Here is a 24,864-nt window from a genome sequence, read left to right on the forward strand (position 1 = left end):
CGGGTGGTGGGAGGGGATCAGCCCCAGGCGCCGGCGATCTGGCGGGTGGTGGCGTTGAGCCGGTTGAACATGTTGGTGATGCCGATCATCAGCACGATGGCGGCGAGCTGGCGCTCGTCGAAGTAGCTGGCCGCGTGGTCCCAGACCTCGTCGGTGACGGCATCGGCCCGGTCGGCCATCCGGGTGGCGGCCTCGGCCAGTTCCAGCGCGGCACGTTCCTCGTCGCTGAAGTAGGGCGTTTCTCGCCAGGCGACGACGGTGGCCAGGCGCTCCTCGCTGACGCCGGCTTTGCGTGCGGTCTTGGTGCCCGCGTCGACGCAGGAGCTGCATCCGTTGATCTGGCTGACCCGCAGGTGCACCAGCTCCAGGATCTCGCCTTCCACGCCGCCGGTCTTGATGGCACCGAAGATCTCCTGGATGGGGCCCATCGCGCCGGTCAGGATCATCGCGGGGTTCTGCATACGGGACTGCATGATGTTCTCCTCGGTTTCGCTCGTTCTCCGCTGCTCGCGGTGTGTCCCTATAACAGCCCGACGCGTGCTCCGAAACGAGGTCTGTGGGACACTCTGGGACAGTGGAAAACGGCTCTGACCTCCGGATTGTCGGCGGGAAAATAGTCGTTTCATACCGGGACACGGAGTGCGGAACAGTGGTGGTGCAACAGCGGGCGTACCCGCAGGACGAGCTGGCGGCGCGGCTGCGCATGCTCCAGGAGCTGTCCGGGCGCGGAGTCCGGGCGCTGGCGCGCGACACGGGGCTGAGTTCGTCGTCGCTGTCGCGCTATCTCAACGGGCAGACGGTGCCGCCGTGGCCTGCCGTGCTGGAACTGTGCCGTCTGGTGAAGCGCGACCCGCGCCCGCTGCGCCCGCTGTGGGAGCGCGCCAACAACCCGCTGCCCGCTCCGCCCAAGACGAGCCGCCAGGTGGCCCCACCCAACCTGCCCGCCGAAGCCGTCCCTCCGCGCAACGACCTGCCCCGCGACGTCCCCGACTTCACCGGTCGCGAAGAGGCTCTGGCCGAGGTGCTCGCCGCCGTGCGAACGAACCGGGTGGTGGCCATCGACGGCATGGCCGGTGTCGGCAAGTCGTCGCTGGCGGTACACGCCGCACACCAGCTGACCGCCGAATACCCTGATGCCCAGCTGTATCTCGATCTGCACGGCTTCACCGACGGCCGTCAGCCCCTCGACCCCGACGCCGCCGTACGCGCCTTGCTCTCGGCGCTGCGCGTACCGTCGGAAAAGGTCCCGCAGGACGGCGGAGTCGAACTGCGCGCGGCGTGCTGGCGTTCGGAACTGGCCGGATTGCGCGCGGTGATCGTGCTCGACAATGCCGTGGACGCCGCTCAGGTGAGCCAATTGCTCCCGGGCGCAGGCGAATCGGTCGCCATCATCACCAGCCGCAACCGTCTGCTCGAACTCGACGAGGTGCCGCCGGTGACCCTCGACGTGCTCTCCGCCGAGGAGAGCGCCGAGCTGCTCGCCCGCGCCAGCGGCGATTCACGGGGTCCCGACGGCAGGCTGGCCAGGGAACCCGAGCAGGCGGCGGAGGTGTTGCGGCTGTGCGGCAATCTGCCCCTGGCCCTGCGGCTCGCGGCGGCCCGGCTGCGGCATCGGCCCGGCTGGTCGGTGGGCATCTTGGTCGAGCGAATGGCCGAAGGCGCAACGGAATTCGACACCGCGTTCGGGATGTCGGTGCGTCAGCTCAATCGCGACCAGCGTCGCCTGTTCCGGTTGCTCGGCCTGGTGCCCGGCTCCACCTTCACCGACTACGTCGCCGCTGCGGTGGCCGATGTGCCGCTGCGCGCCGCACGCGACATGCTCGAGGACCTGCTCGACGCCCACCTCGTGGAACAACCCGCCGAGGGTCGCTACCGGCTGCACGACCTGGTCCGCAGGCATGCTCGTCAGGCCAGTGCCGAACACGACACCGACGCCGACCGCGAACAGGCGTTGCGCCGCATCCTCGACTACTACGTGCACACCGCGGCCGCTGCCGATACCGCCATGCCGTTCCTGACGCCGACGCGTCCGGTCTCGGCCGGAACCGCGCCGAAGTCGTTGCCGCAGTTCCCGAATCGCGATGTCGCCTTCTTCTGGTTCGTCAGCGAGTACACCAACCTGATGGCGGTGTTCTACGCCGCCGTGGAGATCGGCGCCAACGAGCACGTCTGCGAACTGCCGCGCTTCCTGCGCACCTTCTTCGCCCGCCGCTGCGGCACCACTCACCTCAACGCGCTGTTCGAGCAATCACTCAGCGCCGCACAGCAACTCGGCGATCCACGGCAGCTCGCCGAAGCCCACAGCGACCTCGGCTTCGCCCGCTACAACGCAGGCCGCATGGCCGAGGCGGCCGCCGCCTACGCCGCCGCTGCCCCGCTGGTCGCCGCGGCCGGTGATCCGCTGCCCCGCGCCGAACTCACTATGCGCTGCGCTCAATTACGTTGGGACGAGGGCGATGTCGCCGAACCGCTCGAACTGTTCCGCCAGGCTCACGACCTGTACGCGCGCAGCGGCTGTCCGCTGAGCGCCGCCGACGCGCTCGCCGGCGAGGCCTGGGCGATGCTGCAACTCGGGAAACGCGACGAGGCGGCAGACCTGGCCAGGCGCGCCCTCGCCATCTCGACCGACGAGCCGGGCCGGCCGCCCTCGTTGCAGGCCCAGATCACCCTCGGCATCGCCATCGCCGCCGACGAACCCGATGCCGCTCTGGAACACCTGGACAGCGCGCTGGCCTCGGCCCGTGCCGACGGGCACAAGCACAACGAGGCGTGGTGCCTGAACTGCCGCGGTGTCGCACTGCGGGAGATGGGCCGCTACGACGAAGCCCTCGACAGTCATCGGGAAGCCTTCGCCTTGCTCGACGACCTCTTCGAACCGCACTGGAAGATCCACTTCCTCAACGGATACGCCGAAACATGCCACCTGGCAGGGCTCTCCGACGAAGCACTGCGGCTGTACAACGAAACACTCGACCTCGCACCGCGACTCGGCTACCGATTCGAGCAGGCCAGGGCCGATCTCGGCATCGCCGACGTCCTCGACGACACCGATCCGGCTGCCGCGCAACACCATCGCGCGGCAGCCGAGGATCTGCTGAGCGAACTCAGCCCATCGACTTAGCCCCGTCCAGGGCTTCCCGGATGATGTCGGCGTGGCCGGAGTGCTGCGCGGTCTCGGTCATGATGTGCATGAAGGTGCGTCGCGCGCTCCACCGGCCGCCGGGTTCGAACCAGGGCGCCTCGGGCAGCGGCTGGGTGGCGTTCAGGTCGGGCAGGGTGCGCACCAGTTCGTCGGTGCGGGCCGCGACCCGGTCGTATTCGGCGAGCAATCCATCGAGGGTCTCGCCGGGCAGCATGCGGAAGGCGTTGCTCCATTCCGCCATCTGCTCCTCGGTCATCGAGTCGAAGTCCGGGCCCGCCGCGGGTCCGTCGACGATGAACTTCGCCCAGTTGTCCTCCACCGCGGCCACATGCTTGATGAGCCCGCCCAGGCACAGCTCGCTGACGGTCGTGCGCAGCGCGGCCTGTTCGTCGGTGAGGTCGCGCGTGGTGTTGCGCAGGAAGTAGCGGTGCTTGGCCAGCATCTCGAGGAGGTCGGTGCGTTCGGCGTCGAGCAGGATGGCGGTCATGGGCAGGTCCTTTCGTAGGGTGTGAAACCCAAGGTAAGCCCTATTGCGGCCAGTTTCTGTCCGCAATAGCGCGATACTGGAAAACATGGCCGACACGAGTGCACGCACCCTCCGCCTGCTGTCGTTGCTGCAGACCCACCGCTACTGGCCGGGCACGGAATTGTCCGAGCGTCTCGGTGTTTCACCGCGCACCCTGCGCCGCGACATCGACCGCCTGCGCGACCTGGGCTACCCTGTCGACGCCCGCCCCGGCATCGACGGCGGCTATCAACTCGCCGCGGGCGCGGCCCTGCCCCCGCTGATGCTCGACGACGACGAGGCCGTCGCCATCACCGTCTGCCTGCAGGCCGGTTCCCAGGGTGCGGGTGACGGCCTCGCCGAACCCTCCGTGCGCGCCCTCGGCAAACTCGGCACCGTCCTACCCGCCCGCCTGCGCCGCCGCGTCGACGCCCTGCGCGCCATGACCGTCTCCGCGGGCTGGCACGCCGTCCCGCTCTCCGACGTCGACCCCTCGGTCCTCACCGACCTGGCCCTCACCTGCCGCCGCGAGGAACGCCTCACCTTCACCTACACCGCCGCCGACGGCCGAACCAGCCTCCGTGAAGTCGAACCCCACCGCCTGGTCTCCCTCGGCCGCCGCTGGTACCTCGTCGCCTACGACCTCGCCCGCCACGATTGGCGCTCGTTCCGCGTCGATCGTTTGGCCGACTCCCACGCCACCGGCGTGCGCTTCCGTCCCCGCGAACTCCCCGCCGCGGACGCCGTCACCTTCGTGCGCAACGGAATAGGCGGCGCCAGAACGGGTTACACCGTTGTCATCGAGGTGGACGCCACCCCTGAGTACGTGCACTCGCGCGTCGGCCGGTGGTGTCGCATCACCCCACTGCCCGACGACCGCACGCTGATCGAACAGTCCGTCGACTCCCTCGACTGGCCCGCTTTCCTCTTGGGCCGGGTGGAAGCCGACTTCACCATCCTCGAACCCCCGGAACTCGTCGAGACCGTGAAGGATTGGGGGTCGCGATTCGTTCGCGCGACTCACCCCTGAGCGATTGCCGGTCTGTTCGCTATCGAGGGCGGTACCCGTCCTGCGGACGCTGCATCGGCGGGTTGCCCCACTGTGCCTGTGCCGCAGGGTGTCCGGGGACGTTCGGGTGCTGGTACGGCCTGCCCTGCGCGTTCGGCGCCCAGGTCGGCCGGTGATTGCCTGCTCCGCACCACCGTCGGGTCGACGGCAGGAGCGCGAGCAGGAATGTGACCGCGGGGAATACGAGCAGCAGGATCGGCAGGAACCACGGCAGATCGACGTACGATCCGAGCAGGGATCTCACCGCCGACTGCCCGAACGTCAACTCGAGGAAGATCTTGCTGCCGGGGTCGAATCGGCCGAACTGCGCGACATTCGAAATCACGCCGACCACGTAGGCGCCGACGACTCCCGCACAGCCAAGCGCCACTATCGTCGGCCCTGGTCTGCCGCGCCGCAACAGCATGATCGCGCCGATCAGCAGCAGCACAGCGGCGATGACATCGACCACCATCAGCACCGCGGAGACAAAGGAAGCCCACGCGGGCGCGAACCCCCACGCGAACAGCGGGTAGTCCGAAGTCGCCATCCACACGACCGCGGAGATCAACTCGATGAGGCCGCCGACCAGCGCCGAGACCCCGGCGATGATCGCTGTTCCCCCGCTCGGCGGTCGTTGTGCCAGGTCGGGATGCATCAGGGGTCCTCCAAGATTCGGTTGCAACCACTGTGACCCATACCCGGCCAACTGTCGTGCCACGCCTCGGGGTCACCCCCGATGACGCTGCGTCCGCCGACGTTCGAAGAACAACTGATCCACTTCCACCGGCTCCACCATCGCCGTGATCTCGGCCAGCCTGCTGTCGTACCGATGCTCGGTGATGCACCGGTGCAGCCGCGCGCGCCGCTCCGGCCCCAGCCCGCCCCACACCTTCCCGAAACGATTCTGTGCCTCGGGTCCCGACGCGGCGACGAGATCGAGTAGTGCGGGCCAGCAACCGGTTTCGGTCGCCCGCGCGGGCAGCTCCGCGACCGCTGTGTCCGACAGTGACGCCAGCGTATCGCCGACCTCGTTCCTGGCCCGCTCATCCATGCGCGAGGCCAGGGTGAACAACCCGCGCCAGCTCTCGACATCGTCACGATGTTCCAGCGTCGACACCACCCGCGCACCGACACCCGGCTCGTCGAACACCCGGTTGCCGACCAGCGACCACAACCCCAGCGGTGTCAGATGCCCTACCAGTGTGAGGAATTCGGGTATGGCACCGACGGTCAGCGCGTTCCGCACCAGTTTGGTGACGTCGGCAGGCTGGGCATTACCGAACAGCACGTCGCCCACTCGGCGCACCACGTCGTCCTCGCAACGCGAAAACACCGACAGCGCCGCATGTTGCAACCCCGGCGGCCCGTTGAGCACCGTCTGCAGCATGCGCGGGATCCGGTGGTGCGGTCCGTCGAGCAGCTGGCGCACAACAGCACTCAGCACTTCGGCATCGAACGAATACGCCGCCGAGTAGATCAGCCCCGCATCGTCACCCACACCGGCCTCGACCGCCGCGATCAATTCCGGTGTCGCACAGGACAGGAACGGCCCCGCCGTCACATAATCGCGCCGCCGCAACAACTCGTTGACGATCCGCACCACCGGCCGCGCGGGCGCCTGATCAGCCAACTGCGCGATCGCCCGAGGATCCAGATACGGTGCGCAATCCGCCGCGTAACTCGTATCGAGCATCGCCAACGTCTCCACAGCCTTCTGCGGATGCTCGACCCCCACAGCCCCCGCCGCCCGCCCGGTCATCATCGGCGGAACCAGCTTCTGCACCAACGGAATCGAAATAGTCAGCGGAATATACGGCACCAGCGCACTGATCCGCCGAAACGTCGTCGCGTGCTGATCGAACAACACCGCCGACACCTGCGCCTGCAACTCGTGCAACCGTGCGGCCCCCAGATACCGCAGATGATGCACCCGCTGCGGATGCACATGCAACGTCCGCGCCAACAGAATCAACTGCGCCCGTGTAGTCAGATCCGTCATCGCCCACCGAACATGATCTTCTTGGCCACCCGCCGCAACGGCCGAGGCAACGCCCCCACCAACGAGTCGATCGACCTGTCCATAGTCGCCGCCTCGAACGCCCCCGCCGCCCTCACCAGCTCGAACAAATCCCTGGCCTCGCGCACCGGCAACCGCTGCAGCGCAGGCAACCCAGCCGACCCACCCTCATCATCCCCACGACGGATGGTCATACGAGCTCCCCAATACACAGTCCTAGCACTTCGAGGATGCGTCTTACCCTGCACGTTGGACAGCGTTTCCGTGAATCGCTGTGTGGGGCAATGAAAAGGGTTGCCCAAATACATGTAACCCACGCTCACGGAAGTGTCACGCCGGACGGACGGCACCCGCGATGCTTAACGGTCAGGACTATGTCGCCGCGGAATCGGACCGGATTGGACCTTTAAGTCGATCTGGCGTGTTGAGGATCCGCTGTGGCTGCCGAGCCCATGGGAAATCCGACGGTGATCGGCTTGAACCGTTGCACATCAACACTTACACGGGTAGCAGAGGTCGAGCCGGTCTCGACTTTCATGAATTGGGCAAAGCGCTCTTCGAGCCGCGCAGCTGACGGCCGTAACGACTTCTTGTCCGGCAGGGTGAGTTGAGCGGCATGCATGCCTTTCAAAGCAAACTCGAGAACCGGCCCTTCGTCTGCAGCCTCGGCCAGCGCCGGCCCGATGTAGACCTTGTAGTCAGGGGATATGCCCATGAGATTCAGGTCGTAGGCGGCGTGATGGATCTTGCAGAGGCTCAGACCGTTCGGAATATCGGCGATGCCGTGCACCTCCTTGTCGCCGATGATGTGCGCGGCCTCCAGTAGTTGCGGCCGTCCGAGTCGACAGACCGCACACCGGTTCTTGTAGGCCAACAACACTCGACTGCGAAACTGAGGCTGGTGAAGTCGCTGCTTGGTGACGCGCTGCACATACCGACGTTCTGTCTCGGTCAGATGCTGTGGGTCGTTCACATCACGTAGCGACTCGTCCAGCGCGAGCAGGATCCGCCGGTTGGCGGGATCGTCGGCGACAGCGTAGACCGGGAACACGGGCAGGTACCGGATATCACTACCCACCTTGATCCAGCGCAGCAGGATCAGCGGTAGTTCCGTGACAACAGATTTCCGCAACTTGACGTTGTCGCCGCGGTCGATCGGGCCCTCTCGGTAGGCATACGAGAACAGCGATTCGCCGACCTCGGCATCGACATACGGACTGCCCGGTTTTGACATGATCGACAGCGTTGAAGCGAAAACCTTCGGGTTGCGTATGCCCCGATTTCGGTCGATCAGCTGGATCGAATAGCCCCCGACCCGAAACGCCAACAGGTCGTCACGAGTTACCGATCCGCCCCTCTCGTCTACCAGTTTCGTCAGTGCATCGAAGATATCAAATCGAAGCGCCCGTTCATCCCCAAGTTCCACGAGTGAAGTGTGTCATGGACATCCGACAAGTTCCGATGGTCGCGGGATGCCCAGCTTCGAGAGATGCTGTCCGCCAACGAATCGTAGGGTTAGGTGTCTGTCTTGCGATCGGGATGAGGGATCAGGCGGATCACGGTCGGTAGGCTGCCGGGGTGATTCCGGTTGGGCACCGGCTTCGACATGCAGGCGGCGCACAATTGGTTCATGAATAGCATTGTGCAGCAACTGATCACCGTGGCAGGTGTCCTACTGGGGGCAGGCGTGACCTTCGCCGGTGCCGCATTCACGGAACGGGTGAAGTGGCGTCGGGCGCAGCAAAGTCGATGGGACGATCGGCGGCTGGTTGCCTACAGCGAGTTCGCGCACGCGCTCAAGAACTATTCGGTGGTGTCTATGCGGATGGCTGCAGGCAGGGGCTTTCCGAGCGCCGGGCAGTCGATCCCGGCCGAGGAAGGAGAACGTCTTTTGCTCGAGGCCGACTCCGAGAAGACGTTGAAGTGGGAGATGGTGTTGCTCCTCGGGTCCCCCGAAGCTGTTGCCGCCGCGCGGGCATGGAACAAGGCAGTGTGGGAGTTGAGCCTTGTGGCGCGTGGCGCCGAAATCAGTCATGAGGACTACATCCGTGCGTTCGAAGCAGCAGGGCACAAACGGAACGCCTTCTACGAGTGCGCACGCAACGACCTCGGGGTTCGAACCGGTGAGTTGCCGTTCGGTGACGGGCCATGGTTTCCGCAGCATGTCGGTTTCGGGGTAGTCGCCGGAGGCGCGGTGGGGTCGCCGCCGGCCTGAGTTGAACGAGCTGTGATGATAGCGAATGCGCTATCACCGAGGGGTGGCAACGGGCTATGGCACGCAGTCGACCGCGGGGAGCCTGGTTCGCGAGGCTCGACGTCGTCGCGGGTTGCCCCAGCGTGAATTGGCGAAGCGCGCAGGGGTTGCGCAGTCGACAGTGGCGAATGTGGAGGCGGGGCGGAGGCAGCCCTCGTTCGCGATGGTCGAGCAGTTGTTGGGTGCGGCGGGGTTCCGGTTGGGGACTGCACTGGTGAACGCGGTGCGCCCGAGCGTGCTGCTCGAGGAGCGCCGGAGTGAATTCGAGGCCGTCCTGACGCGCTATCCGGTGACCAATGTGTGGTTGTTCGGGTCGGTTGCCCGGGGAGAGGACCGGCCGGACTCCGATCTGGATCTGCTGGTGGAGTTGGCGCCGAACTCGTCGGTCCTCGACATCCTGGACCTGGACTCCGAGCTCCGCGAGCTGCTCGGGTGTCCTGTCGATGTGGTGACGACGGCTGATCTAGAGTCGAACGAACTGCTTCGCCGTGTTGTCGATCGCGGTCCGAAGCGGCTGGCCTTCGCCGCGTGAGTGACGAACGGGTCGAACAGCGGCTGCTCTATGTCGACGCCACATTGAAGGAATCGCCGACCTGGCCGCTCGAGGACGAGCCTCGTTCGATGCCGACATCGCGGTGGCTGGTGCCTGCGCCTGATCAAGGGGATGCGCAATCGGATTGCACACAGCTATTGGCTTGTAGATGACGACATCGTCTGGGTCGTCGTCGATGTGCATGCGGCTGATCTGCACAGGCTCTTGGCCTATGAAATCGAAGCGGCCCGAATTCGATTGGCGGAGTAGTTCGTGTTCATAGGCGTGAGGTTGGGCGGATCATGGTCTGTTGGTAGACCTTTGATCCTTGGTAGCGCAGGCCGGGGACTGCGGCAGGGGATCCGTGGGCGGTGAAGCCGTGGCGTTCGAAAAAGCGGACAGCCCGGGGGTTTTCGACGAGGGTTTGTAGGTAGCAGCCGGGGGAGCCGTTCTCGCTCAGGTGGTCCAAGAATTGGCGCATCAGTGCATCGGCGGCGCCTGTTCCGCGGGCGGCTGGGGTGAGGTTGATGTGGAGGTGGGAGGGCCAGCGGGGGTCGGTGAGTTCGGTGGCGAGGGGGTGTTGGCGGAGTTTGGCGATGGCGGTGTCGGTGAGGGCGCGGGCGAAGAAGGTGGAGGGCTTGCGGCGGAAGAGCAAGCGGTGGTGGCGGATTGCGGATTCGAGGCGGGCTTCTTCGGTGGGGAAGGTGGTGCTGTCGACGCAGCCGGTGAGGTAGCCGACCAGGCGGCCGTCGTCCACCGCGAGGAAGAGGGAGTCGGGGGCGAGGTCCATGTAGGGGGTCAGGTACACGGCTTTCTCGGATTCGGGGTGGCCCCAGAGGGTGGCCGTGGGGGAGCCCTCGCCCACGTGGGAGGCCAGGGCTGTCAGCTCGGGACGGTCGGCCTCGGTGTACCTGCGGATCTCCACGGATCCAATGTACGCACGAAAGCTGCTGCCCACTTGGGAGTTTCAGCCACCCGGGCAGATCTTGATGGCGTCGCGGGAGATGCACACGTCGTATTCACCGGGGGAGGCGATGACGGCGTTTCCGTAGGCCGAGCGGATAAAGGGCGAGGTGTACCAGCGGTTTTCGCGCATGTCTTCGAAGAAGTCGCGGTCGGAGCCGTTGAGGAAGATGTGGGATTGGGTGGTGGGCTTGCCGTCGAGGCGCTGGCCATAGAGGCGGGTGAGGGTGTAGCCGGAGTGGAAGCCGAGGGCGTTGACCCAGGGTTCCAGTTCGACGATGGCCGCTTGCATCACCCACAGGTCGCCTTCGATGCGGTGGGTGGTGCGGTCGGTGACGGCGCCGTCGGTGTCGAAGGTGGTGACGTCGAGTTCAAGGGATTGGTCCCCAACGGTTTTCGCGACCACGTGGGCCGCTTTTATCTCGCCCGTCAGGCCGAGATAGGTCTGCAGGAGGGTGGCGATCCACAGCAGCACGGTCGCGGCCAGGAGGAGGGCGAGGCCGGGGATCGCGCGGCCCAGCACGGATTTGAGGCCGCGGCGGCGGGCCAGGGCCGCCGCGACGAGCAGGGCGACGCCTACCGCGAGCAGGACGAGCAGGCCGATCTGGGGGAGCCCGAAGGACACCGGGAAACTCATGAACTGGGTATACCCCGAAAGCTGTTGCGGCAGGCCCTGACTAGAGGGACTGATCCGGCAAGGAGGGCTGACGCCGGCGCAGGATCAGGGCGACGATGGCCGCGCAGACGAGCGCGATGATCACCGCGACGGTGCCGGGCACAGGTCCACGGTCCACCTCCGCGGTGCGGTACCAGGCCGAGGAGTAGGCGAGGTGGCCGAATTCGGTGTCGCTCAGTGCGACTCCGAGAGAAGGGACGAACAGCACGCAGAAGCCGACGACCGCCGACGAGGAGTTGGCCGGAACCGCACTGCCCACGCCGTAACCGCAGATGGCGCCGAGCGCGAGGCAGCCGACGGCCGCGGTGAGTGCCGCCGGCGGCGCGGTCACGTCGGCGGCGAGGGTGAGGCCGGCCAGCGCCACGATCCAGAGGGCGGCGGCGAGGGGACGTGGGCGGTGCAGGCCGAGGCCGAGGCCGAGGGCGATGGCGACGAGGGTGCCCAGGTCCACCCAGCCGTTGCGGGGCAGGGTGATGACCAGGCTGCCCGCCACCGAGAACGATGACATCAACGCGGTGAGCACGCCGTCGCGCTCGGGCAGCACGAGGGCGGCGGCCGCGGTGGCGGCGAGCACGATGATCGAGGCGATCACCACGTGCCGCAGGCTGGTCTTGTGGTGCGACACGTTCAGCGAGGTGAAGATGATCGCCGAGTAGACGAAAACGGCGGCGAGCACCGGCGCGAGCGGGATCGCGGAATCGGTATGTGACGGGGCGGGCGCGGCGCTGGTGACCGCGAGATACGCGAGCGCGAGCACGCTGCCCCCGATGAACCACAGCGGCAGCGAGCCCGCGAGCGCCCCGTCGAAACCGCCGGTGGTGTCGTCGGTCGGCGTCTGGGTGATGTCACCGAGGACCGTGGCCCCGATCGCGGCGAACAGGAACGCGATGCGCAGCCGCTGCTCGTTCCACACCGCCACCGCGGTCGCGCCGAGCGCCATCCCGGCCAGCAGTGCGTCGACGAAGTTCAGGGTCGCCAGGGACACACCGCTGTCGAGACGGCCGTCGCTGCTGTCGCCCGCGGCGAGCAGGTGGCTCAGCAGAATCCCGGCGAGCGCGAGCAGGGCGGTCCAGCGGGCGGTGCGCACGCTGCCCACCGCCACGGTGACAGCGGCGGTGATGACCGCGATGAACGCGCCGCCGGTCATCGCGCGCGGGATGTTGAACACCAGCAGATCGTCGTGCGCGGACTCGCCCAGATCGGCGAAGCTGATGGGCATCATGATCGCGAGCACCGCCACGGAGGTGGCGACGACGATCGTGAGTGCCTCGGCGGCGGGCCTCGCCGCGACGCGGATCATGACCAGCCGTGCCGGAGCGGGGGTCGCGCAGGATGGTGAGACACCGGATCTCCGTTCTCGCGGACGAACCTGGCTGGAGTTTATCCAGCTCGGGTGCGTCGACCGGTCCGTGCGCTTTCGTGTCGCGCCCCACGGCATGCGAACATGAACGAATCGGCATGTCAGGCAAATGATTAGGAAGGTCGGTGGATGACCGGCGGCGTGGTGAGCTGGTTCGACGGCGGCAAGGGGTTCGGTTTCATCACCCCGGACGCGGGCGGGCCGCAGGTGTTCGTGGAGTACACCGAGCTCGTCGGCGAGGGGTTCCGCACGCTGCGGGCCGGTCAGCGCGTGGAATTCGCGGTGCACGAGACGCGCCGCGGTCCCGAGGCGCAGCGGGTGCGCGTCGTCGACTAGTTCTGACCGCTCGGCCAGAAACGGCTGGCGCGTTGCCCGTGGATCGGGCGGGTCAGATTCGGATCCTCGGCCTCGGTGATACCGACCTGCATGAGCAGGATCATGGTGACCATGCTGATGGCCACGATCAGTGGTGTGAGCAGCTGTGACGCGGTAGCGCCCGTGGCATGGGCGACGTGCGCGCTGGTGTGGGCGCTCATGGAGAACATGCCGGTGTAGTGCATGCCGGTGACGGCCACGCCCATCAGCAGAGCGGCGCCGATGGTGGCGAGGAAACCGTGGATGTGCAGGGCGAACCAGAGAGCCGCGGTGGCGGCGACCACGGCGATCACCAGCGAGGCGACCACGACGGTCGGCTCGTAGACGATCTCGATGTCGGTTTTCATCGCGTACATCCCGGCGTAGTGCATGGCTGCCACGCCGAGACCGGTGATCGCACCGCCCACCGGGAGCGCGGCGGTGTCCCAGCTGCGGCGCACGACGATCGACAAGCCGAGCCACACCACGGCCATGGCGACGGCGGCGCTGAACAGCGTGATCGGCACGTTGTAGCGGATGGTCGCGCCCTGCACGGAGAAACCGAGCATGGCGATGAAGTGCATAACCCAGATGCCGGTTCCGCCGAGTGCGATCGCGGCGGCGGTGAGCCATCCGCCGTGGATGCCGGAGGCGCGCGAGCGAACCATGCAACGCAGTGCCAGCATCGATCCGAGGACCGACATGAGATAGGCGAGCAGTGGGGTCAGCCAGCCGTAAGTGAAATGGTTGATGTTCAGCACGCTCAGCTCCTTGCGCGTTTTCTCGTCCGGGGGTGTGTGCGCCCTCACGAAACGGAAAGTACGCTGGTAGAGAATTTGCCGTACTGGTTTTATCGAAAATGTCTAGGGTCGCTGACGGTGGGCGGTCACCGCGCAATAGGGTTATCGATGGTGATGCGTGCCAGTCGGTTCGGTTCGTGTTCCGGACAATTCACCGCATCCCTGCGGCAACCGCATCGGCATCCGCGCAGCATCCACTTCGGTGACTATGTGACAGCACCAACTGGCAGCTAACAGGGTTGGCTTGCTCACAGCGCTCCGGTGGAGGTGTGGAGGAATTTCCGAAACCGTGGCATTGTTGAACAGTGAGACCGGGACCGGACTATTAGGACCTGGCTCGTCTACAGGAAAGTTTTTGAAATGGCTCAGGGCATTGTGAAGTGGTTCAACAGCGAGAAGGGCTTCGGCTTCATCGCGCAAGACGGCGGAGGCCCCGACGTCTTCGTGCATTACTCGGCTGTCAGTGGCTCGGGCTTCCGCTCCCTCGATGAGGGTCAGCGTGTGGAGTTCGAGATCGGCCAGGGTCAGAAGGGCCCCCAGGCTCAGGACGTCCGCGTCCTCTGATTCTGCGCGAACCAGCGTACGAACGTGAAGCTCCGCACCGGATGGTGCGGAGTTTCTGCTATTTCAGGGCCTCCGCGCGGAAGAACTCGTCGGTCACCGCCCGTGCCGTGCTGAGGTCGCGCGGCGCACGTGCGGTGAACTCTGTTGCCGCCCTGGCGAACTCGTCGTCGATGAAGGCGGGGATCAGGGCAGGCGGTGCGCCTGCACCCATCTCGCGGGTGCGCGACTTCAGGTCCGTGAGTTCGGAGATCGCCGCGACCAGATCGGCGGGCAGCTCGCACTGCGCCATCAATGTCGGCAGGTGCATGGGCGCCACCGCCGCGCCGGGATGCTCGCGCAACCAGCGCAGCGCCATCGCCGGGCGCAGCGAGTAGAACACCTTCTTCAACCCGCCGTTGCGCGCGTAGAGCCCCCACTGGCGGGCACCCAGGTGCAGATAGTGACGGGCGATGCGGTCGCGGTCGGCCACCTGAGCTGCGACTTCACGCAACCGGGCGCGGAAATCCTCGTCGCCGCGATAGACGATGGGTGACATCAGCCACTCCACCAGCACCGCGTTGCCCTGCACCAGCAGGCGCAGCGCCTTGGCCAGATCCCAGCCGTTCACATCGAGCAGGCCGGCCAGTGGCGTCTCGATCACATCGCGGGTACGCCACGGCGACAGATACGTCTCCAGGCCCGCGACATAGACGAAACGGCAGTCGTAATCGGAATCGGGGGACGGGAAACCCCAAGCGCGGCTGCCACTTTCGATGGCCAGACGGATGCGCACACCGTGCTCGGCGGCGACCCGGTCGAGCTCGGCGTCGACGGCGGCCACCACAGCCGGATCCATCGACTCGGGGACGGCGCGCAGCGACATGCGGTGATGTTAAGGGGCGCGGCTCCCAGGGTTCACCCGGTTTTCGGGCAGGGGGGTAAGGGGACCCGAACCCCGGCGACTATTCTGGGCCGCGGTAACTGCCGACCCCTTTCTTCCCCAGGAGTACCCCACAGTGAGCCAAGCAGGCCGTCCTGTAGTTCTGATCGCCGACAAGCTCGCCCAGTCGACCGTCGACGCGCTCGGTGACGGTGTCGAGGTTCGCTGGGTCGACGGCCCCGACCGCCCGGCGCTGCTCGCCGCGGTCCCCGAGGCCGACGCGCTGCTCGTGCGTTCCGCCACCACCGTCGACGCCGAGGTGCTCGACGCGGGCAAGAAGCTCCAGATCGTCGCCCGTGCCGGCGTGGGCCTCGACAACGTCGACGTGCCCGCCGCCACCGAGCGTGGCGTGATGGTCGTGAACGCGCCCACCTCCAACATCCACACCGCCGCCGAGCACGCGGTCACCCTGCTGCTCGCCGCCGCCCGCCAGATCCCGGCCGCCGACGCCACCCTGCGTGAGAAGACCTGGCAGCGCAGCAAGTTCAACGGTGTCGAGATCTTCGGCAAGACCGTCGGCGTGATCGGCCTCGGCCGCATCGGTCAGCTGTTCGCGGCCCGCCTGGCCGCGTTCGAGACCAAGATCGTCGCCTACGACCCCTACGTGTCGCCTGCCAAGGCCGCCCAGCTCGGCATCGAGCTGCTCTCGCTCGACGAGGTGCTCCAGCGTGCCGACTTCATCTCGGTGCACCTGCCCAAGACCCCCGAGACCAAGGGCCTGCTCAACGCCGAGCGTCTCGCGCTGACCAAGCCGGGCGTCGTCATCGTCAACGCCGCGCGCGGTGGGCTGATCGACGAGCAGGCACTCGCCGACGCGATCACCAAGGGCCACGTGCGTGCCGCGGGCCTCGACGTGTTCGAGACCGAGCCGTGCACCGACTCGCCGCTGTTCGACCTGCCGCAGGTCGTCGTGACCCCGCACCTCGGTGCGTCCACCTCGGAGGCCCAGGACCGCGCGGGCACCGATGTCGCCAAGTCGGTGCTGCTCGCGCTGGCCGGTGAGTTCGTGCCCGGCGCCGTGAACGTCACCGGTGGTGCCGTGAACGACGAGGTCGCCCCCTGGCTCGACGTCGTCCGCAAGCAGGGCGCGCTGCTCGGCGCCATCGCCAACGAGCTGCCCGTCAGCATCGAGGTGCAGGTGCGCGGCGAGCTGGCCGCCCAGGACGTGGCCGTGCTCGAGCTGTCGGCGCTGCGCGGTGTGTTCTCGGCGCTGGTCGAGGACCAGGTCACCTTCGTCAACGCGCCGTCGCTGGCCAAGGAGCGTGGCATCACCGCCACCGTCACCACCGCCACCGAGAGCCCCAACCACCGCAGCATGGTCGACCTGCGCGCCGTGTTCGGCGACGGCTCCACCCTGAACGTGGCCGGTTCGCTCACCGAGCCCGCCCAGGTGGAGAAGATCGTGAACATCAACGGCCGCAACTACGACATGCGCGCCGAGGGCCTGAACCTGGCCGTGCTGAACTACGGCGACAAGCCGGGCGCGCTCGGCAAGATCGGCACCCTGCTCGGTGAGGCCGAGATCGACATCCTGGCCGCTCAGCTGAGCCAGGACGTGGATGCCGAGGGTGCGACCGTGGTGCTGCGCGTCAACCGCGAGGTGCCCGCCGAGGTGCAGACCGCGATCGGCGAAGCCGTCGGTGCGTCCAAGGTCGTCCTGGTCGACCTGGCCTGAGATTGACGTCCCGGTTTGTCGCCGGGACATCGGCAGCTGCGCGCCGTCACCCCACGGTGGCGGCGCGCACTCGTATCCCGGTGGCGAACCGCCCCGGCTTCGAAACGGAGCTTGTTCATGAAACTCGCAGTCATCGCCGGTGACGGCATCGGTCCTGAGGTCATCGCCGAGGCGCTCAAGGTGCTCGACGTGGTGTCGCCCGGTGTCGAGAAGACCGAGTACGACCTCGGCGCCGCCCGCTACCACCGCACCGGGGAGATCCTGCCGGAGTCGGTGCTGCCGGAGCTCAAGCAGCACGACGCGATCCTGCTCGGCGCGATCGGGGACCCGTCGGTGCCGAGCGGTGTGCTCGAGCGTGGGCTGCTGCTGAAGACCCGGTTCGCGCTGGATCATCACGTGAACCTGCGGCCCTCGAAGCTGTACCCGGGTGTCACCAGCCCGCTCAGCGGCAACCCGGACATCGACTTCGTCGTCGTGCGTGAGGGCACCGAGGGGCCGTACACCGGTACCGGTGGCGCGATCCGCGTCGGCACGCCGCACGAGGTGGCGACCGAGGTGTCCAACAACACCCGCTTCGGCATCGAGCGCGTGGTGCGCTACGCCTTCGCCGCCGCGCAGGCCCGTCGCAAGCACCTCACCCTGGTGCACAAGAACAACGTGCTCACCTTCGCCGGGTCGCTGTGGCAGCGCACCGTCGACGAGGTCGGCGCCGAATTCCCCGATGTGGCAACGGCTTACCAGCACATCGACGCCGCGACCATCCACATGGTGAACGATCCGGGCCGCTTCGACGTGATCGTCACCGACAACCTGTTCGGCGACATCATCACCGACCTCGCCGCCGCCGTGAGCGGTGGCATCGGCCTGGCCGCCTCGGGCAACATCGATGCCTCGGGTGTGAACCCGTCGATGTTCGAGCCGGTCCACGGCAGTGCTCCTGACATCGCCGGCCAGTCCAAGGCCGACCCGACCGCCGCCATCCTCTCGGTGGCCCTGCTGCTCAACCACCTGGGCAACACCGAAGGCGCCGCCCGCATCGAATCCGCCGTCGCCAAGGACCTGGCCGCACGCACGGGCACCGCCTCCACCGTGGAGATCGGCGACCGCATCGCCGCCACCGTCTGAGAAAACCGACAAAGAAGGGCCCGCGCCGGCAACTCGCCGGTGCGGGCCCTTTCGTATGTGCGCATCGGCCCGGAAGACCCAGTGAACAGCTACCGCGGCGAAGGATCTGTAAGTCGTGTGCCGCCGTTGAGCTCCTTTAGAGTTCGCGGATCATCAGGCGCTGCTGGATGTGTCCCTTGGTCACGGACGGCTAGCGGCCCGACTCGGCGCGGCGCCAGGCGGAGGAGCTGAGGAGGCGCAGGCCGTTGAGGGCGACGATCACTGTCGATCCTTCGTGGCCTGCCACGCCGAGCGGGAGGGGCAGGTGGCCGACCAGGTCCCAGGTGACCAGGATCGCGATGAAGGTGGCGGCGATGGCGAGGTTGGCGATGACCAGGCGGCGGGCTCGGCGGGACAGGGCGATGACGGTGGGGATCGTAGTGAGGTCGTCGCGAACCACCACGGCATCGGCGGTTTGCAGTGTGAGGTCGGAGGCGGTGGGGCCCATGGCGATTCCGAGGTGGGCGGTGGCCAGGGCGGGGGCGTCGTTGATGCCGTCGCCGACCATGGTGATGCGGTCGCCGCCGGACTGCAGCGTCCGGATGGCGGTGACCTTGTCCTCGGGAAGCAGGTCTGTCCGCAGGTCGGTGATTCCGACGCGGGTGGCGAGATGGCTTGCGGTGGTGTGACTGTCGCCGGTGAGCAGGACCGGTGAGGTGCCCGTCGATTCGGTGAGTCTGGCGACGGTGGCGGCTGATTCAGGACGGTCGCGATCGGTGATGCCGAGGACCGCTACCGGGGAGCCGTCGCAGACGACGACCACAGCGGTACGGCCATGCGACTGCTGACTCGCAACCGCGACGGCAACATCGCGATCATCGAGTGAACTACCTTGCCCTGCTTCAATATTAGCGGGAGCCATGTCGTTCGGTACCCGGTCGGGCGAGCCCCCGTCATGGGCTGACGGTCGATCGGTGTGATCCGCGTGGCCTCGAAGAGATGCCTGCTCCCGGGACGCGGCGAGTAGCGCTGTGGGCGAACCGATTCGGATCGCATGACCGTCGACGGTGGCGGAAACACCGCGCCCCGGTTCGGACGTGAAGTTCACGGCATCGGGCAAGCCGAGGCCGCGCTGACGAGCCGCACGCACGATGGCTTCGGCCAACGGATGTTCGCTGCCGTGTTCGGCTGCCGCAGCCAGCCGCAGGACGGCGTCCTCGGTGAGCGCGGTACCGGGCAGCACATGGGTCTCGGCGACTTCGGGCGTGCCACGGGTGAGCGTGCCGGTCTTGTCGAACGCGACTCGCGTGGTGGTGCCGAGCTGTTCCATCACGGCGGCGGACTTCACCAGCACACCGTGGCGGCCTGCCGTGGCGATGGCGGCCAGCAACGGCGGCATGGTCGCGAGAACCACGGCACAGGGCGACGCGACGATCATGAAAGTCATGGCGCGCAAAAGGGATTCGCGGACCGGCTCGCCCCACAACAGTGGCACGACGAACACGGCGATCGTCGCCGCCACCATGCCGATCGAATAGCGCTGCTCGATCTTCTCGATGAACAGCTGGGTGCCCGCCTTGGTGCGCACGGCCTCGTCGACCAGGCCGGCGATCCGCGCGACCACCCAGTCGCCCGCCCGACGGTCCACCCGGATCCGCAACGTGCCGGTGCCGTTGAGGGTGCCCGCGAAAACCTCGTCGCCGACGGTCCGGTCGACGGGCAGCGGTTCGCCGGTGATGGTGGCCTGGTCGACCTCGCTCGACCCACCGACCACGGTCCCGTCCGCCGCGATACGGTCGCCCGGGCGGACCAGCACCACGTCACCGATGACGAGATCCGTCGCGTCCACCGTCTGTTCGTCGCCGTCGCGCAGGACGACGGCGACGTCGGGGGTGAGGTCGAGCAGTCCGCGCACGGAGTCCTCGGTCCTTGCGGTGGCCAGCGCCTCCATCGCGCCGGAGGTCGCGAAGATGACGATCAGCAGCGCACCGTCGGTCACCTGCCCGATCGACATGGCGCCGATCGCCGCGACAACCATCAGCAGATCGACATCGAGCGTCGTCTCCCGCAACGCCTGTAATCCGCCCAGCGCCGGCTCCCATCCGCCGGTGACGGCACAGGCCAGATACAGCGCCCACCACGACCATGACGGCGCACCGGACAGCTGCGCGGCCAGACCTACGAGGAACAGCACGAGCGAGGCAGCCGCCCAGCGGATTTCGGCGATCTCGAACAGCCGGGTCCGTCGCGATCGCGCGGGAGCGGCGGCGCCGGGGCGTGCCGCGACGGCGGTGGGCATGGCCACGGGAAACCTCCGTGAGACGGGAACAGAACAACCCGAGAATAACAGAACATATGAAGAGGTCTTCATTTCAACGCGTCGGTTAGACTCCTGCCATGGGACACGGTGTGGAGGGCCGCGACCGGCCGACCACCCGGCTGGACGCCGATACGGCCGCGCACGTCGCGACCACTCTGCAGGCCCTCGCCACCCCGAGCAGGCTGCTGATCCTGTCCGAATTACGCCAGGGCCCGCGCCCGGTGACCGAACTGGCCGAGGCGGTGGGAATGGAACAGTCGGCCGTCTCCCACCAACTGCGCCTGCTGCGCAACCTCGGTCTCGTCATCGGTACCCGCGCGGGCCGCAGCATCGTCTACAGCCTGCACGACAACCACGTCGCCCAACTGCTCGACGAAGCCGTCTACCACAGCGAGCACCTGCGCCTCGGCCTGTCCGACCGCTCCGGTACCGCCTGATCCGGAGACCGAGCGCCGAGCCTCCAGTCCGGCGCGGGCCGCGTCGCGGGCGCCGACCCGCGCCGGAGCTGTTGCGGGTGACTACCTTCCGGTGCCCCTCGGTACCAGTGGCACCGCCGCCATCGCCATGACGGCCGCGAACGCGAACGCCGCCGGGTACCCGCTCACCGTGATCAGCGCGCCGAACGCCGGTGGGATCGCGGCCAATACAAGGTTCTGGCCCGTGTTCTGAATGCCGAGACCACGTCCGCTCCAGAACGGTCCGGCGATCTCGGCGACCGCGGTGAACGCCAATCCGTTGTCCGACACCGAGATCACCGACGCCGCCACCATCAGTGGCACAGCGATCCACCCCCAACCGGTCCCCGCGGCGAGCGCCAGCGCGGCCATCGCCAACACCGCGGCGACAGCGACCTGACGCAGCGGCCCGAGCCGGTTGCCGACCCGATCCGACCACGCGCCCGCACCGATTCGTCCAGCGGCGCCCAGCAATTGGGTGACCGTCATCAGCGCGCCCGCCGCCGCCAGCGACCACCCCAGATCGCGGTGCAACCACATCAGCCCGAACGTCCACAGGGTGGCCTGCGGGAAGACCAGCAGGATGGACACCGCGTGAATGCGCCACAGCGTGGAGTCGCCGCGGTACGGGTTGGTGCGGTCGGCGGCCTTGGCGGGCGGACGCGGCGGGTCGACGATGCCTGTCAGACAACCGATCGCGCCCGCGCCTGCCAACAGCGCGGGCACCAGCAGGGCGGCCGCGATGCCATACCCATCGGCGACCCACGGGATGGTCAGCGCCGCCAGGCCGACGCCGAGCGGCTGGGCGGTCTGGCGGATACCCATGGCCAGCCCGCGCCGATCCGGCGGGAACCAGCCGACGATCACCCGCCCGCTCGCACCGTTGGAACTGGCCGCGCCGACACCGCCGAGGAACAGCAGCACGCCGAAGGCGATCGGGTCCTCGACCAGGGCGGCGCCGACACCGGCGGCGAACATCAGCGTCGTGCCCGCGACCAGCACGATCCGCTCACCGATGCGGTCGACGACATAACCCCACGCGATCAGCGTGCACACCAGACCGACGGTCGGCAGGGCGACCAGCGCGCCCGCGGCAGCCAGCGAATCACCGCGATCGGTGAGGGCGGGCAGCAGGAAAGGGGTGCCGTGCACGAAGGTGGCGCTCGACGTCTGCGCGAGCACGCCGAGGGCGAGCATCAGCCAGCGTCTGCGGTTGCTGATCTGGGACACCCCGGCCGTCGGCCGCGCGTTCGTCACGATACTCACCTCGCCGAATTGCACGATTGCATCTCACTATTTGAGATCGATGTCTCATGTTATGAACATCGAAGATCACGCTACACCGGTGACCCCGGTTTCCGGCGCTCGGCGTCGGTGTCTGACGGATCACATCCGGTGGCGACCGCGCGTAATGCGAATCACGAACGGCGGCAGGAGGTTCGAAATCACACGGATGTGACTTCGCTCGCGCTCGGAGTTCGGCCGCGCGAGGCGATCACGGGCGCGTTCGGGCAGGTGGGCGCGCCTCGATAGACTCCCCGGCATGCGCTTAGGTCGAGTTGCCAGTCCCGATGGAGTCGCGTTCGTCAGCATCGAAGGCGACGGAAGCGACGCCGTCGCCAAGGAGATCGCCGAACACCCGTTCGGCACGCCGACGTTCACCGGGCGGAGCTGGCCGCTGGCCGACATCCGCCTGCTGGCGCCGATCCTGGCCAGCAAGGTGATCTGCATCGGCAAGAACTACGCCGCCCACGCGGCCGAAATGGGTGGTGAGGCGCCGAAGGATCCGGTGATCTTCATCAAGCCGAACACCTCGATCGTCGGGCCGAACGCCCCGATCATCCTGCCGCCCAGCTCCTCTCAGGTCGACTTCGAGGGCGAACTGGCCGTGGTGATCGGCCGCCCCTGCAAGGACGTGCCGGCCGCCAAGGCCGCCGATGTGATCCTCGGTTACACCGTCGCCAACGACGTCACGGCGCGCGACCAGCAGCGCCACGACGGGCAGTGGACGAGGGCCAAGGGCTATGACACGTTCTGCCCGCTCGGCCCGTGGATCGAAACCGCCATCGACCCAAGCGATCTGGAGATCACCACCGAGCTGGACGGCGAAGTCCGCCAGCGCAGCCGCACGTCGCTGTTCCTGCACGACATCCCGAAGATCATCGAGTGGATCAGCTCGGTGATGACGCTGCTGCCCGGCGACGTGATCCTCACCGGCACACCGGAAGGCGTCGGCCCGCTGGCGGCCGGACAGAACGTGTCGGTCACCGTCGAGGGCATCGGCACCCTCACCAATCCTGTTGCCACCAAGCGCTGATAGCGGAGAAGAGAGTCATGACACAAGTACGGGTCCGTTTCTGCCCGTCGCCGACCGGCACGCCGCACGTCGGCCTGATCCGCACGGCGCTGTTCAACTGGGCGTTCGCCCGCCACCACGGCGGCAGCTTCGTGTTCCGCATCGAAGACACCGATGCCGCACGCGATTCCGAGGATTCCTACCGCGCGCTGCTCGACGCGCTGCGCTGGCTCGGCCTCACCTGGGACGAGGGTCCGGAGGTCGGCGGCCCGTACGAGCCGTACCGGCAGTCGCTGCGCCGCGACCAGCACCTCGACGTCGTGCGCAAGCTGCTCGAGGCGGGCGAGGCCTACGAGGCGTTCTCCACGCCCGAGGAGGTCGAGGCCCGCCATCGCGCCGCCGGTCGCGACCCGAAACTCGGTTACGACAATTTCGATCGAGATCTGACGCCCGAGCAGATCGCCGCCTACAAAGCCGAGGGCAGGCCCGCGGTGGTGCGTTTGCGCATGCCCGATTCCGACCTCGGCTGGAATGATCTTGTTCGTGGGGAAACCACCTTCAAAGCGGGCACGGTTCCCGATTTCGCGCTCACCCGTGGAAATGGTGATCCGCTGTACACACTGGTGAATCCGGTCGACGACGCGCTCATGAAGATCACCCATGTATTGCGCGGCGAGGACCTGCTCTCGTCGACACCGCGTCAGCTCGCGCTGTATGCCGCGCTGCAGCGTATCGGTGTTGCCGACTTCACTCCGGAGTTCGGTCACCTGCCGTTCGTGATGGGTCAGGGCAACAAGAAGCTGTCCAAGCGCGACCCGGAATCGAATCTGTTCCTGCATCGCGATCGGGGATTCGTTCCCGAGGGTTTGCTGAATTACCTCGCACTGCTCGGCTGGAGTATCGCCGAGGACCGCGACGTGTTCTCCATGCAGGAAATGGTGGCGGCTTTCGATATTTCCACCGTGAATTCGAATCCGGCTCGTTTCGACCAGAAGAAGGCCGACGCGATCAATGCCGAACAGATTCGTCTGCTCGAGCCCGGTGATTTCGGCCACCGTTTGCGCGAGTTCCTGACCGCGCAGGGGCATATCGGTGCCGAAATCGACGAGAAGACGTTCCTGGCCGCCGCCGAACTCGTGCAGACCCGGATCGTCGTGCTCGGCGACGCCTGGGACCTGCTGAAGTTCCTTTTCGTGGCGCCGGAGGAGTTCGCGATCGACCAGGCCGCTGGCACGAAGAACCTCGGTACCGAAGCCGACCAGGTGCTCGACGCCGCCATCGCCGCGGTGGAGCCGCTGGCCGAATGGACCACACCGGCCCTGGAAGAGGCCCTGAAGAAGGCGCTGATCGACGATCTCGGCCTCAAACCACGCAAGGCCTTCGCGCCGGTGCGAGTGGCGGTGACGGGCTCGCACATCAGCCCGCCGCTCTACGAATCGATGGAATTGCTCGGCCGCGAGGTCTCGCTCGACCGCTTGCGTGCCGCACGTGGTTGGCAGCCGACCGCGCAGTAGTCGTACGGCAGGCGGGTACGGCATGCGCCGTACCCGCCCGGCGGCCGCAAATCGCTCGAAAACCGGCCGCTGACCAGGCGATTTGTAGTTTACCCCCTGCTGTTTGGTAATCTTCTCATCGCCGCGGAACACGGCCTCGCAACACCGACAACCACTCGGTGAGCGCAGGGCCGAGCGTTTCCATCCTTGGGGTATGGTGTAATTGGCAACACAGCTGATTCTGGTTCAGCCATTCTAGGTTCGAGTCCTGGTACCCCAGCAAGGTTTCACTTCGGTGAAATCGTCCTGGCCCCGTCGTCTAGCGGCCTAGGACGCCGCCCTCTCAAGGCGGTAGCGCGGGTTCGAATCCCGTCGGGGCTACCA

General features: G+C 67.1%; 25 protein-coding genes and 2 tRNA genes. 14 read left to right on the forward strand and 13 right to left on the reverse strand.

The window, feature by feature from the left end:
* Positions 1-17: 17 nt before the first annotated feature.
* Positions 18-473: a carboxymuconolactone decarboxylase family protein gene (locus ACWEVR_RS12960; protein ID WP_067493277.1), complete on the reverse strand. Its 456-nt coding sequence runs from the start codon at positions 471-473 to the stop codon at positions 18-20.
* A 176-nt stretch (positions 474-649) separates the two neighbouring features.
* Between ACWEVR_RS12960 and ACWEVR_RS12965 the strand changes: the two genes are divergently transcribed.
* Positions 650-3,121 carry a tetratricopeptide repeat protein gene (locus tag ACWEVR_RS12965; RefSeq protein WP_452467106.1) on the forward strand — a complete coding sequence of 824 codons (2,472 nt, stop codon included), beginning with the start codon at positions 650-652 and terminating at the stop codon, positions 3,119-3,121.
* Here ACWEVR_RS12965 and ACWEVR_RS12970 read toward each other — a convergent pair.
* Positions 3,105-3,629 carry a DinB family protein gene (locus ACWEVR_RS12970; RefSeq protein WP_452467107.1) on the reverse strand — a complete coding sequence of 175 codons (525 nt, stop codon included), beginning with the start codon at positions 3,627-3,629 and terminating at the stop codon, positions 3,105-3,107. The two genes, ACWEVR_RS12965 and ACWEVR_RS12970, sit on opposite strands and share 17 nt — an antisense overlap.
* 85 nt (positions 3,630-3,714) lie before the next feature.
* Here ACWEVR_RS12970 and ACWEVR_RS12975 point away from each other — a divergent pair, with 85 nt between their 5' ends.
* Complete coding sequence (locus ACWEVR_RS12975) at positions 3,715-4,677, forward strand: helix-turn-helix transcriptional regulator (RefSeq protein ID WP_452467108.1); 963 nt, start codon at positions 3,715-3,717, stop codon at positions 4,675-4,677.
* A 19-nt stretch (positions 4,678-4,696) separates the two neighbouring features.
* Here ACWEVR_RS12975 and ACWEVR_RS12980 read toward each other — a convergent pair whose 3' ends face one another.
* The 4 genes from ACWEVR_RS12980 to ACWEVR_RS12995 form a co-directional block, all read right to left on the reverse strand.
* The gene (locus ACWEVR_RS12980) at positions 4,697-5,353 is read right to left on the reverse strand and encodes a hypothetical protein (RefSeq protein WP_452467109.1); all 657 of its coding nucleotides are present in this window, start codon (positions 5,351-5,353) and stop codon (positions 4,697-4,699) included.
* Between the two features lie 72 nt (positions 5,354-5,425).
* Positions 5,426-6,697, reverse strand: coding sequence for a hypothetical protein (locus ACWEVR_RS12985; protein ID WP_067636842.1), 1,272 nt, complete (start codon positions 6,695-6,697; stop codon positions 5,426-5,428).
* Positions 6,694-6,909 (reverse strand): hypothetical protein, encoded by a 216-nt coding sequence (locus tag ACWEVR_RS12990; RefSeq protein ID WP_067636840.1) that lies wholly within the window; start codon positions 6,907-6,909, stop codon positions 6,694-6,696. The genes ACWEVR_RS12985 and ACWEVR_RS12990 overlap by 4 nt, the downstream gene beginning before the upstream one ends.
* A gap of 212 nt (positions 6,910-7,121) precedes the next feature.
* Positions 7,122-8,141 (reverse strand): HNH endonuclease, encoded by a 1,020-nt coding sequence (locus ACWEVR_RS12995; protein ID WP_452467110.1) that lies wholly within the window; start codon positions 8,139-8,141, stop codon positions 7,122-7,124.
* Between the two features lie 162 nt (positions 8,142-8,303).
* On the opposite strand from ACWEVR_RS12995, the gene ACWEVR_RS13000 reads away from it, so the two are divergent.
* The 3 genes from ACWEVR_RS13000 to ACWEVR_RS13010 all read left to right on the forward strand — a co-directional run bounded on the left by ACWEVR_RS13000 (position 8,304) and on the right by ACWEVR_RS13010 (position 9,771).
* Positions 8,304-8,930, forward strand: a complete 627-nt coding sequence (locus ACWEVR_RS13000) for a hypothetical protein (RefSeq protein ID WP_452467111.1) — start codon at positions 8,304-8,306, stop codon at positions 8,928-8,930.
* 25 nt (positions 8,931-8,955) lie between these two features.
* On the forward strand, positions 8,956-9,501 hold the full coding sequence (locus ACWEVR_RS13005; RefSeq protein ID WP_452467112.1) for a nucleotidyltransferase domain-containing protein: 546 nt from the start codon (positions 8,956-8,958) through the stop codon (positions 9,499-9,501).
* A gap of 132 nt (positions 9,502-9,633) precedes the next feature.
* Positions 9,634-9,771, forward strand: coding sequence for a HepT-like ribonuclease domain-containing protein (locus ACWEVR_RS13010; RefSeq protein WP_452467113.1), 138 nt, complete (start codon positions 9,634-9,636; stop codon positions 9,769-9,771).
* A gap of 7 nt (positions 9,772-9,778) precedes the next feature.
* Here the strand turns inward: ACWEVR_RS13010 and ACWEVR_RS13015 are convergent, their stop codons facing one another.
* From ACWEVR_RS13015 to ACWEVR_RS13025, 3 genes are read right to left on the reverse strand one after another with little or no spacing between them, the layout of a single operon-like run.
* The gene (locus ACWEVR_RS13015) at positions 9,779-10,426 is read right to left on the reverse strand and encodes a GNAT family N-acetyltransferase (RefSeq protein WP_452467114.1); all 648 of its coding nucleotides are present in this window, start codon (positions 10,424-10,426) and stop codon (positions 9,779-9,781) included.
* 42 nt (positions 10,427-10,468) lie between these two features.
* Positions 10,469-11,101 carry a hypothetical protein gene (locus ACWEVR_RS13020; protein ID WP_452467115.1) on the reverse strand — a complete coding sequence of 211 codons (633 nt, stop codon included), beginning with the start codon at positions 11,099-11,101 and terminating at the stop codon, positions 10,469-10,471.
* A gap of 40 nt (positions 11,102-11,141) precedes the next feature.
* The gene (locus ACWEVR_RS13025) at positions 11,142-12,440 is read right to left on the reverse strand and encodes a hypothetical protein (RefSeq protein WP_452467116.1); all 1,299 of its coding nucleotides are present in this window, start codon (positions 12,438-12,440) and stop codon (positions 11,142-11,144) included.
* A gap of 189 nt (positions 12,441-12,629) precedes the next feature.
* Between ACWEVR_RS13025 and ACWEVR_RS13030 the strand changes: the two genes are divergently transcribed.
* Positions 12,630-12,836, forward strand: coding sequence for a cold-shock protein (locus ACWEVR_RS13030; protein ID WP_452467117.1), 207 nt, complete (start codon positions 12,630-12,632; stop codon positions 12,834-12,836).
* On the opposite strand, the gene ACWEVR_RS13035 is transcribed toward ACWEVR_RS13030, so the two are convergent.
* Positions 12,833-13,615, reverse strand: a complete 783-nt coding sequence (locus tag ACWEVR_RS13035) for an MHYT domain-containing protein (protein ID WP_067636832.1) — start codon at positions 13,613-13,615, stop codon at positions 12,833-12,835. The two genes, ACWEVR_RS13030 and ACWEVR_RS13035, sit on opposite strands and share 4 nt — an antisense overlap.
* A gap of 399 nt (positions 13,616-14,014) precedes the next feature.
* Here ACWEVR_RS13035 and ACWEVR_RS13040 point away from each other — a divergent pair, with 399 nt between their 5' ends.
* Entirely contained in the window at positions 14,015-14,218 is a 204-nt protein-coding gene (locus ACWEVR_RS13040; RefSeq protein WP_014987157.1) for a cold-shock protein, read from the forward strand.
* Between the two features lie 58 nt (positions 14,219-14,276).
* Here the strand turns inward: ACWEVR_RS13040 and ACWEVR_RS13045 are convergent, their stop codons facing one another.
* On the reverse strand, positions 14,277-15,080 hold the full coding sequence (locus tag ACWEVR_RS13045) for a nucleotidyltransferase domain-containing protein (RefSeq protein ID WP_452467118.1): 804 nt from the start codon (positions 15,078-15,080) through the stop codon (positions 14,277-14,279).
* Positions 15,081-15,213: 133 nt separating this feature from the next.
* Between ACWEVR_RS13045 and serA the strand changes: the two genes are divergently transcribed.
* On the forward strand, positions 15,214-16,812 hold the full coding sequence (gene serA, locus ACWEVR_RS13050; RefSeq protein ID WP_357150460.1) for a phosphoglycerate dehydrogenase: 1,599 nt from the start codon (positions 15,214-15,216) through the stop codon (positions 16,810-16,812).
* Positions 16,813-16,929: 117 nt separating this feature from the next.
* On the forward strand, positions 16,930-17,937 hold the full coding sequence (locus tag ACWEVR_RS13055) for a 3-isopropylmalate dehydrogenase (RefSeq protein ID WP_181698438.1): 1,008 nt from the start codon (positions 16,930-16,932) through the stop codon (positions 17,935-17,937).
* A 190-nt stretch (positions 17,938-18,127) separates the two neighbouring features.
* Here ACWEVR_RS13055 and ACWEVR_RS13060 read toward each other — a convergent pair whose 3' ends face one another.
* Positions 18,128-20,221, reverse strand: coding sequence for a heavy metal translocating P-type ATPase (locus ACWEVR_RS13060; RefSeq protein ID WP_452467119.1), 2,094 nt, complete (start codon positions 20,219-20,221; stop codon positions 18,128-18,130).
* A 92-nt stretch (positions 20,222-20,313) separates the two neighbouring features.
* Between ACWEVR_RS13060 and ACWEVR_RS13065 the strand changes: the two genes are divergently transcribed.
* Positions 20,314-20,673, forward strand: a complete 360-nt coding sequence (locus ACWEVR_RS13065; protein ID WP_067493327.1) for an ArsR/SmtB family transcription factor — start codon at positions 20,314-20,316, stop codon at positions 20,671-20,673.
* An 81-nt stretch (positions 20,674-20,754) separates the two neighbouring features.
* Here the strand turns inward: ACWEVR_RS13065 and ACWEVR_RS13070 are convergent, their stop codons facing one another.
* Positions 20,755-21,888, reverse strand: coding sequence for an MFS transporter (locus ACWEVR_RS13070; RefSeq protein ID WP_452467375.1), 1,134 nt, complete (start codon positions 21,886-21,888; stop codon positions 20,755-20,757).
* A gap of 346 nt (positions 21,889-22,234) precedes the next feature.
* Between ACWEVR_RS13070 and ACWEVR_RS13075 the strand changes: the two genes are divergently transcribed.
* The 4 genes from ACWEVR_RS13075 to ACWEVR_RS13090 all read left to right on the forward strand — a co-directional run bounded on the left by ACWEVR_RS13075 (position 22,235) and on the right by ACWEVR_RS13090 (position 24,864).
* Positions 22,235-23,008 carry a fumarylacetoacetate hydrolase family protein gene (locus tag ACWEVR_RS13075; protein ID WP_067493329.1) on the forward strand — a complete coding sequence of 258 codons (774 nt, stop codon included), beginning with the start codon at positions 22,235-22,237 and terminating at the stop codon, positions 23,006-23,008.
* Positions 23,009-23,025: 17 nt separating this feature from the next.
* The gene (gene gltX / locus ACWEVR_RS13080) at positions 23,026-24,501 is read left to right on the forward strand and encodes a glutamate--tRNA ligase (protein ID WP_452467120.1); all 1,476 of its coding nucleotides are present in this window, start codon (positions 23,026-23,028) and stop codon (positions 24,499-24,501) included.
* Between the two features lie 187 nt (positions 24,502-24,688).
* A tRNA-Gln gene (locus tag ACWEVR_RS13085) sits at positions 24,689-24,760 on the forward strand.
* A gap of 28 nt (positions 24,761-24,788) precedes the next feature.
* Positions 24,789-24,864, forward strand: a tRNA-Glu gene (locus ACWEVR_RS13090).

This window comes from Nocardia sp. NPDC003979 (assembly GCF_053605015.1).

Excerpts from the sequence above, each read along its gene's own strand:
- ACWEVR_RS12960 (WP_067493277.1), bottom strand. The coding sequence starts at position 473 with ATGCAGTCCCGTATGCAGAACCCCGCGATGATCCTGACCGGCGCGATG.
- ACWEVR_RS12970 (WP_452467107.1), bottom strand. The coding sequence starts at position 3,629 with ATGACCGCCATCCTGCTCGACGCCGAACGCACCGACCTCCTCGAGATG.
- ACWEVR_RS12975 (WP_452467108.1), top strand. The coding sequence starts at position 3,715 with ATGGCCGACACGAGTGCACGCACCCTCCGCCTGCTGTCGTTGCTGCAG.
- ACWEVR_RS12980 (WP_452467109.1), bottom strand. The coding sequence starts at position 5,353 with ATGCATCCCGACCTGGCACAACGACCGCCGAGCGGGGGAACAGCGATC.
- ACWEVR_RS12985 (WP_067636842.1), bottom strand. The coding sequence starts at position 6,697 with ATGACGGATCTGACTACACGGGCGCAGTTGATTCTGTTGGCGCGGACG.
- ACWEVR_RS12990 (WP_067636840.1), bottom strand. The coding sequence starts at position 6,909 with ATGACCATCCGTCGTGGGGATGATGAGGGTGGGTCGGCTGGGTTGCCT.
- ACWEVR_RS13005 (WP_452467112.1), top strand. The coding sequence starts at position 8,956 with ATGCGCTATCACCGAGGGGTGGCAACGGGCTATGGCACGCAGTCGACC.
- ACWEVR_RS13010 (WP_452467113.1), top strand. The coding sequence starts at position 9,634 with ATGCGCAATCGGATTGCACACAGCTATTGGCTTGTAGATGACGACATC.
- ACWEVR_RS13020 (WP_452467115.1), bottom strand. The coding sequence starts at position 11,101 with ATGAGTTTCCCGGTGTCCTTCGGGCTCCCCCAGATCGGCCTGCTCGTC.
- ACWEVR_RS13025 (WP_452467116.1), bottom strand. The coding sequence starts at position 12,440 with ATGATCCGCGTCGCGGCGAGGCCCGCCGCCGAGGCACTCACGATCGTC.
- ACWEVR_RS13030 (WP_452467117.1), top strand. The coding sequence starts at position 12,630 with ATGACCGGCGGCGTGGTGAGCTGGTTCGACGGCGGCAAGGGGTTCGGT.
- ACWEVR_RS13040 (WP_014987157.1), top strand. The coding sequence starts at position 14,015 with ATGGCTCAGGGCATTGTGAAGTGGTTCAACAGCGAGAAGGGCTTCGGC.
- ACWEVR_RS13045 (WP_452467118.1), bottom strand. The coding sequence starts at position 15,080 with ATGTCGCTGCGCGCCGTCCCCGAGTCGATGGATCCGGCTGTGGTGGCC.
- ACWEVR_RS13055 (WP_181698438.1), top strand. The coding sequence starts at position 16,930 with ATGAAACTCGCAGTCATCGCCGGTGACGGCATCGGTCCTGAGGTCATC.
- ACWEVR_RS13065 (WP_067493327.1), top strand. The coding sequence starts at position 20,314 with ATGGGACACGGTGTGGAGGGCCGCGACCGGCCGACCACCCGGCTGGAC.
- ACWEVR_RS13070 (WP_452467375.1), bottom strand. The coding sequence starts at position 21,888 with ATGCTCGCCCTCGGCGTGCTCGCGCAGACGTCGAGCGCCACCTTCGTG.
- ACWEVR_RS13075 (WP_067493329.1), top strand. The coding sequence starts at position 22,235 with ATGCGCTTAGGTCGAGTTGCCAGTCCCGATGGAGTCGCGTTCGTCAGC.
- gltX (WP_452467120.1), top strand. The coding sequence starts at position 23,026 with ATGACACAAGTACGGGTCCGTTTCTGCCCGTCGCCGACCGGCACGCCG.